This window comes from Roseomonas chloroacetimidivorans (assembly GCF_049629625.1).
Lineage (GTDB): Bacteria > Pseudomonadota > Alphaproteobacteria > Acetobacterales > Acetobacteraceae > Roseomonas > Roseomonas chloroacetimidivorans.
In genome coordinates this window covers 80,599-87,195 of the sequence record NZ_JBNBZS010000026.1, presented here as the reverse complement: position 1 = coordinate 87,195, position 6,597 = coordinate 80,599, and the positions used below count along the sequence as shown (strand labels likewise).

Sequence of the window (6,597 nt, the reverse complement as noted above, 5' to 3'; positions counted from 1 at the left end):
CAAACGCCCAATCGCACGCGCCGCCTCGATCACTGCCCACACCCATCCGTCCGTGACACGGAGGTTCTACGAAACGCAGGCGAATCGCGGCCATAACTGAGCCAATGAAAATGAGGGGATTCGTGAGGCCGCACCTCCTCCGCAGCCGAGCGCAGATAGGTGATTGGATCGTCCGCCTTCTGGAGGCCTTCTTCGAGAACGATGCGGATGGCAGCTGCCATGGTCTTCCGCAACGCCTGTTCGTCCATGTCCCTGCCTTGTGCTACGATGGCCCTGCCTATGAACTGCCATAACATGCGCTTTACGGCGCTGAAACGTTACGAACTCTGGAGAATACCGGACGTGCCTCCATCTTGTGTTGCCGCTCACAATTAAATTGTGCCCGACTATTTGAAAATCACTGGCTTCAAGGATGGGCCGTGACTGTGGCTGATGTAGGGCCAAATGGTCGGATGATGCGCGCCACGGTAGCAGATTATGGTTGCTCTTCCCGAAATCGGAACCATTGCCCTATGATCCGACGGTCTCAATGGAAAGGAGGGGCCCGCGCGCGTGGACGAGCCGATTGATCGCCTCCTGCGCGCCTGTGGCCTGCGAAGCTTCAGCTATCTTCGCTATCCCCCGGTTCGAATCGACGCCCCGGCGCCTGCTCCTCCGCCCGAGGTTCCGTTAGCCGGCCTGCAGGACGAGGCGCAGCGTGTGGGCGCGGAAGCGGCAATGCCGCCTGCTCCTGTTCCACCCGCAGAGCCGGCGTACAGGGCCCCAGTGGACAGCGAGGTGAGCGAGAGAGCAGCGGTGCCCCCGCCGCTTCCGAAGCGTGTCACGCTTTTTGCCCCTGCGCGGATGCGCCGCCCGGCGCACATCGCGGAAACGCGTTCGGCCCCTATTCCGGCCGCCAGACCCGTTCCGCCAACAGCTGCCCCGGTTCCACCCGTCACGGCCGCGCCCTCCCCCGCGCTGCGGCACGCCGTCCGCTCCGCCGCGCCTCCCGCTCCTGCGCCCCCGCCCCATTTTCCAGCAGTGCAAGCACGGCGCTTTGCCCTGCTGGACGAGGTCTCGGCCGAGTTGGGAACCTCCTTGGTGGCCCAGGCCCGCCAGTCTCCTCCTCCAGCCGCCCCGGTTCCCCCCCCGCCCGCGCCGGGTACCCCGCCACGCTTGCGCGTGCGTCGCCGGCCGCGGCCGGCAGGGAATTCTTGATGCCCCTGATCGCCTTCGTGTCGCCTAAAGGCGGCGTGGGAAAGACCACGTTGACCGCGAATATCGCCGCCCTGCTGGCCGCGCGCGGCTATGATGTGCTCGGGCTGGACCTTGATCCCCAGAACGCCCTTCGCCTGCATCTCGGCCTGCCCGTGCGGGACGAGGAAGGCTTCGTGGCGGAGCTGGGCAGCGGCATCGCCTGGCGAACTGCGCTGCGCCAGACGCCCTATGGCGTCTCCCTGCTGCCCTATGGGGGGGTGGAGCCGCGCCGGGCTCTTGAATTGACCCGCCTGCTGATGGACCGGCCCGAGCTGCTGGCCGACCCGATGCGAGAGATGCTGGCCGACCCGCGCCGCATTGTACTGGTGGACAGCCCGCCAGGCCCCTCGCCAGCGCTCTCCGCCCTCACACCGATGCTGGACCTTTCGGTGGCGGTGCTGCTGGCCGATGGCGGCAGCGCCTCCCTCATCCCGCAGATCGCCAATGGCCGCTTTCTCGGCCGCGGCACCCTGGCTGCGCGGGCGGCGGAGCGGGCCGTGCTTGTGCTGAACCAGGTAGAACTGGACCTGCCCCTCTCCAACGCCGTGCTGGACGTCGCGCAGGCGACGATGGGCGGGCGCATGCTCGGCGTGGTCGCCCGCGATCCAGGCGTGGCCGAGGCGCTGGCCGACCGCCGGCTTCCGGTGGAGGTCATGGGCGGACGGGCCGCCGAAGATCTCGCCCTCCTGGCCGAAGCCCTTCTGGGCCGCCTGGCCCTGCCGCCGCCATCCCCGCCCGGAAGCGGCCATTCCGTACTGACCGATTGGGGGCTGCGCCGATGACAGCCATGCGGATGACCGCCACGCGGGAGCGCCTGCCCTTTGTCGGCCGCGCCCTGCGAATTGCCAGCATCCTGCTTGGGGCGCTGGCCTACATCTTCGTCATCACCGTGCCGCTGACCGGAGAGCAGCAGGCGGTGCTGACCCTGCTTGGCATTGCCGCCTTCCTGCTCGTCAACCGCTCCAAGTCGCGCCGCGCGACGGTGCTGCTGGTCCTTCTCTCCTTCGCCATCACCTCCCGCTATCTCTGGTGGCGGGTGACGGAGACGATCCAGTTCGACAATCCCCTCCAGGGCCTTCTCTCACTCGGCCTCTTCGCGGCGGAATGCTATGCGGGCGCGCTGCTCTTCCTTTCCTATGTCCAGCTTACCTATCCACTGAACCGCAAGCCCACGCGCCTGCCGCCCAACCCGGATGACTGGCCGAGCGTGGATGTCTACGTCCCCTCCTACAATGAAAGCCTGGAGATCGTGCGGCCGACCGTGCTGGCCTGCATGAACATTGACTGGCCCAGGGACAAGCTGAACGTCTACGTCCTGGATGACGGACGTCGCCCCGATTTCCGCCAGTTCTGTGAGGAGGTCGGCTGCGGCTACATCATCCGCCCGGACAACAAGGGCGCCAAGGCCGGCAACATCAACCACGCCCTGAAGCACACGGATGGCGAATACATCGCCATCTTCGACTGCGATCACGCACCCACCCGCGCCTTCCTGCAGATGACTGCCGGCTGGCTTGTGCGGGACCAGCGGCTCTCGATGGTGCAGACGCCGCATTATTTCTATTCGCCCGACCCTTTCGAGCGGAACCTGGCCCGCGGCCGCCCCGTGCCGAATGAGGGCCTGCTCTTCTATGGCGCCATCCAGCCCGGCAATGACCTCTGGAACGCCGCCTTCTTCTGCGGCTCCTGCGCTCTGATCCGCCGCACCGCCCTGCTGGAGGTCGGTGGTGTGCCACACCAGACGGTGACAGAGGATTGCCACTGCTCACTGTTGATGCAGCAGAAGGGCTGGCACACCGCCTATATCCGCCTGCCCCTCGCCGCCGGCCTGGCCACCGAGCGCCTGGCCATCCATATCGGCCAGCGCATGCGCTGGGCGCGCGGGATGATCCAGATCCTGCGGCAGGAGAACACGCCCTTCGCCCCCGGCCTCACCTGGGCGCAGCGGCTCTGCTACTTCACGGCGGGCTTCTCCTTCCTTTTCGCCCTACCCCGCATCGTCTTTCTCACCTCGCCGCTGGCCTTCCTCTTCCTTGGCCAGAACATCATCGCGGCTTCCCCGCTCGCCATCATCGCCTATGCGGGCAGCCATATGTTCCACGCCTTTGGCACGGCCTCACGCCTGAATGGCCGGAACCGCCATTCCTTCTGGTCCGAGATCTACGAGGCCTGCATGGCCGCGCCGCTGATGCTGGTCACCATCGCGACCCTCTGGGATCCGCGAAAAGGCAAGTTCAATGTCACCGACAAGGGCGGACGGCTGGAGGAAGGCTATCTCGATGTCCGTGCCGTGCTTCCCACCCTTATCCTCCTCGGCGCGTTGCTGATCGGCGCCGGCATTGGAATCTACGGCACGCTGACGCATGAGACGGGGTCTCTGGAATTCCAGGCCTATCTGCTGAACACCCTGTGGTGCACGCTCTGTCTGGTTCCTGTCTCGGCGGCGGTGGCGGTGGGGCAGGAACGCGAGCAGATGCGCGACCGCGCCCGGGTCGAGACAAATCTGCCGGCCGAGCTCATCTTGTCCGACGAGCGGCGCGTTCCGGCGCGTTCCTCCAACATCTCCATGTCCGGCGCCCGCCTGCTGCTTGAGCGTCCGCTCGGCATCGCCGATGGCGACCACTGTAGCGTCTGCTTCAACCTGGGAGATGAGAAAGTGGAGGTCCACGCCACCCTCCTGCATTGGGAGGAGGGCGAGGCCTTCCTGCGCTTCCATATCGAGAATGTGGTCGATGAAGCGGCGATGGTCCGCGTCTTCTTCGGCCGGCCCGATGCCTGGGTACACTGGGACCAATGGCCACAGGACCGGCCGCTGCGTGCCCTCAAGGACGTGGTGATGGCCACGAAGGACGCCGTGTTCCGCAAGTACCGCTTCAAGATGACCAAGGCCCCGAGCCGCGTGAGCAAGCCCGTACCAGTCGAGCAGATCCGCAAGTCCGACGTGTTGCGGCCCAAGGCCAAGATCCAGGCACCGGCCGACCGCGCGAAAGAGACGACCGCGGCCGCCATCGCCCTGCTCGCGCTGCTGCTTCCGGGCGCGGCCCAGGCCCAGGCACCGTCCCCGGCCCTGCCCCCGCCAGGCACCGCAAGCCCTGCCATTCCGCCTGCACCCGCAGGTCCGCCGGGTGGGCCCTCCTTCGGGGCCAGCGCAGTGGCCGGCGCCAATGCAGCCGCGCCGGCGCCCGCAGCCGCCCCCGCGACCTCCCTCTCGGGAGCCACGCGGGAGGTGCGTCGGACCTTCCGCGAGCTCGGCCTGAGCGGCCCTATGCAGTTCCGCGGCATCGCCGACCTGCAGGGCATCCTTTTCGGCCTCTCGCGGGACGAGGTGGTGACAGCCGCCCGGATCACCGTGCAGGGCGGGTCCTCCGCCGCCCTCATTCCCTCCCTCAGCCAGATCGCGGTCACGCTGAACGAGCAGTTCGTCGGCAACATCCCGCTCGACCCCGCGCGCCAGGCCTTCGGCCCCATCTCCTTCGATATCGACCCGGTGAACTTCACCGAGGTGAACCGGCTGAATTTCCGCTTTGCAGGCCGCTACGCCACCGAGTGCAACGACCCGCTCTCCGGCCTGCTCTACGCCAATATCTCCGATCTCTCGACGCTCCAGCTCACCATCGAGCGCCTGCCGCCGCAGCGCGACCTGGCCCGCCTGCCGGAGCCGCTCTTTGACCGCCGCGTGCTGCGCCGGGCGCTGACCCTGCCCGTCGTCATCCCCGCCGAGGCAGGGGCACAAGGGCTGCGCGCCGCCGCCATCGCCGCATCCTGGTTCGCGGTACAGGCCGACTACCGTGGCGCCAGCTTCCCGGTGGACCGCGCCCCGCCGGCGCAGGGCAATGCCCTGATCATCGCCTCCGGCCCCGATGCGGTGCCCGGCCTGACCCTGCCCCGCTTCGAGGGGCCGAGCCTGGCCATGATCGCCAACCCGACCGATCCCTTCGGCACCTACCTCATCCTCGGCGGGCGGTCGGAGCAGGAGGTGGCGCAGGCCGCGCTGGCCCTGGCCGCCGGACGCGGCGGCGTGGGCGGGGAGCTGGCCCGCGTCTCAGCCCCCAATATCGCCCCCAGGCAGCCCTATGACGCCCCGCGCTGGCTGCCGCCGGACCGGCCCGTGCAGATCGGCAGCCTGATCGACCGGTCCGAGCTGCAGGCCTATGGCTACACCCCCGGCACGATCCGCGTGCCGCTTCGCACGGCGCCCGACCTTCTCACCTGGGCCCAGCGCGGCATCCCCGCCGATCTCCGCTTCCGCGGGCCGAACGGGCAGGCCGTGGATGTCGCGGCGTCGCGGCTCGACGTGCTGGTTTCCGAGAACTTCCTGAAGTCCTTCCCCCTCGGCTCGGGCGAGCGGATCTGGCCGCTCAACCTCCTCACCGGAACCCTTTTCGGCGACCCGGCGGTGCGCACCGGCCGCGTCATGGTGCCGACCTATCTCCTCTTCGGGCGGGAGGAGCTGCAGATGCGCTTCGACATGCGCCCGCTGAACCGTGGCGAGTGCACCGCCGTACCCGGCGACATTCGCGCCGCCGTCGATCCCGACAGCACGATCGACGTCTCCAGGGCATGGCGCTATGCGCGGCTGCCGAGCCTGAACTACTTCGCCTCTGTCGGCTTTCCTTTCACCCGCATGGCGGACCTCTCCGGCACGGCTGTGGTGATGCCGGAGCGGCCGAACACGGTCGAGACCTCCGCCTTCCTCGATCTGATTGGCACCTTGGCCGCGAATGTCGGGCTTCCCGCCACAGGCCTGTCGGTGGTCTTCCCGCCCGCGCTCCAGACCGTGGCCGGGCAGGATCTGCTGGTGCTGGGAACTCTCGGCCGCCAGCCCGCCGCAGCCACGCTGCTGCGGAACAGCCCCATCCAGGTGCAGAATGACCGCCTGACCATCGCGGCGCCGGATGCCTTCTCCGACATCCGCGCCCTCCTCCTCGACCAACCCGGCTCCGAGGAACTGACCCGCGCCTCCACCGCCCTCTCGGAACTCGGCGAGGGCGTGGCGGTGCTGGTAGGAACCGAAAATCCGCTGACCCCCGGCAAGTCCGTGGTGGCGCTGCTGGGCGCGACCCCGGCCGCCCTTTCGGGCGTGCTCGGCACGCTGCGCGACCCCGAGGCCGGATCCCGCGTGCAGGGCGATCTCGTGCTGATCAATGATGGCCGCGTTACCGGCTACCGCACCGGCGCCACCTACGCTGTGGGCAACCCGCCCTGGTGGGTCGTGCCCTATATCTGGCTGGGCACCAGCCCCTGGCGGGTGGCCGGCGTCATGACCGTGGGCGCGCTTCTGCTTGGCCTGCCCTTCTTCTGGCTCCTGCGGCGCCGGGCGGCTGTCCGGCTGCGCGCCCGCACCCCTGGGGGACAATGACC

General features: G+C 68.3%; 2 protein-coding genes. Both read left to right on the top strand.

Annotated elements, in window-relative coordinates; genetic code table 11:
- The first annotated feature begins 1,196 nt into the window (after positions 1-1,196).
- Positions 1,197-2,018, top strand: coding sequence for a cellulose synthase operon protein YhjQ/BcsQ (locus ACO1BU_RS19710; RefSeq protein ID WP_424137667.1), 822 nt, complete (start codon positions 1,197-1,199; stop codon positions 2,016-2,018).
- Positions 2,015-6,595 carry a UDP-forming cellulose synthase catalytic subunit gene (bcsA, locus tag ACO1BU_RS19705; protein WP_424137666.1) on the top strand — a complete coding sequence of 1,527 codons (4,581 nt, stop codon included), beginning with the start codon at positions 2,015-2,017 and terminating at the stop codon, positions 6,593-6,595. Before ACO1BU_RS19710 ends, bcsA begins: the two co-directional genes overlap by 4 nt.
- The last annotated feature ends 2 nt before the right edge of the window (positions 6,596-6,597 follow it).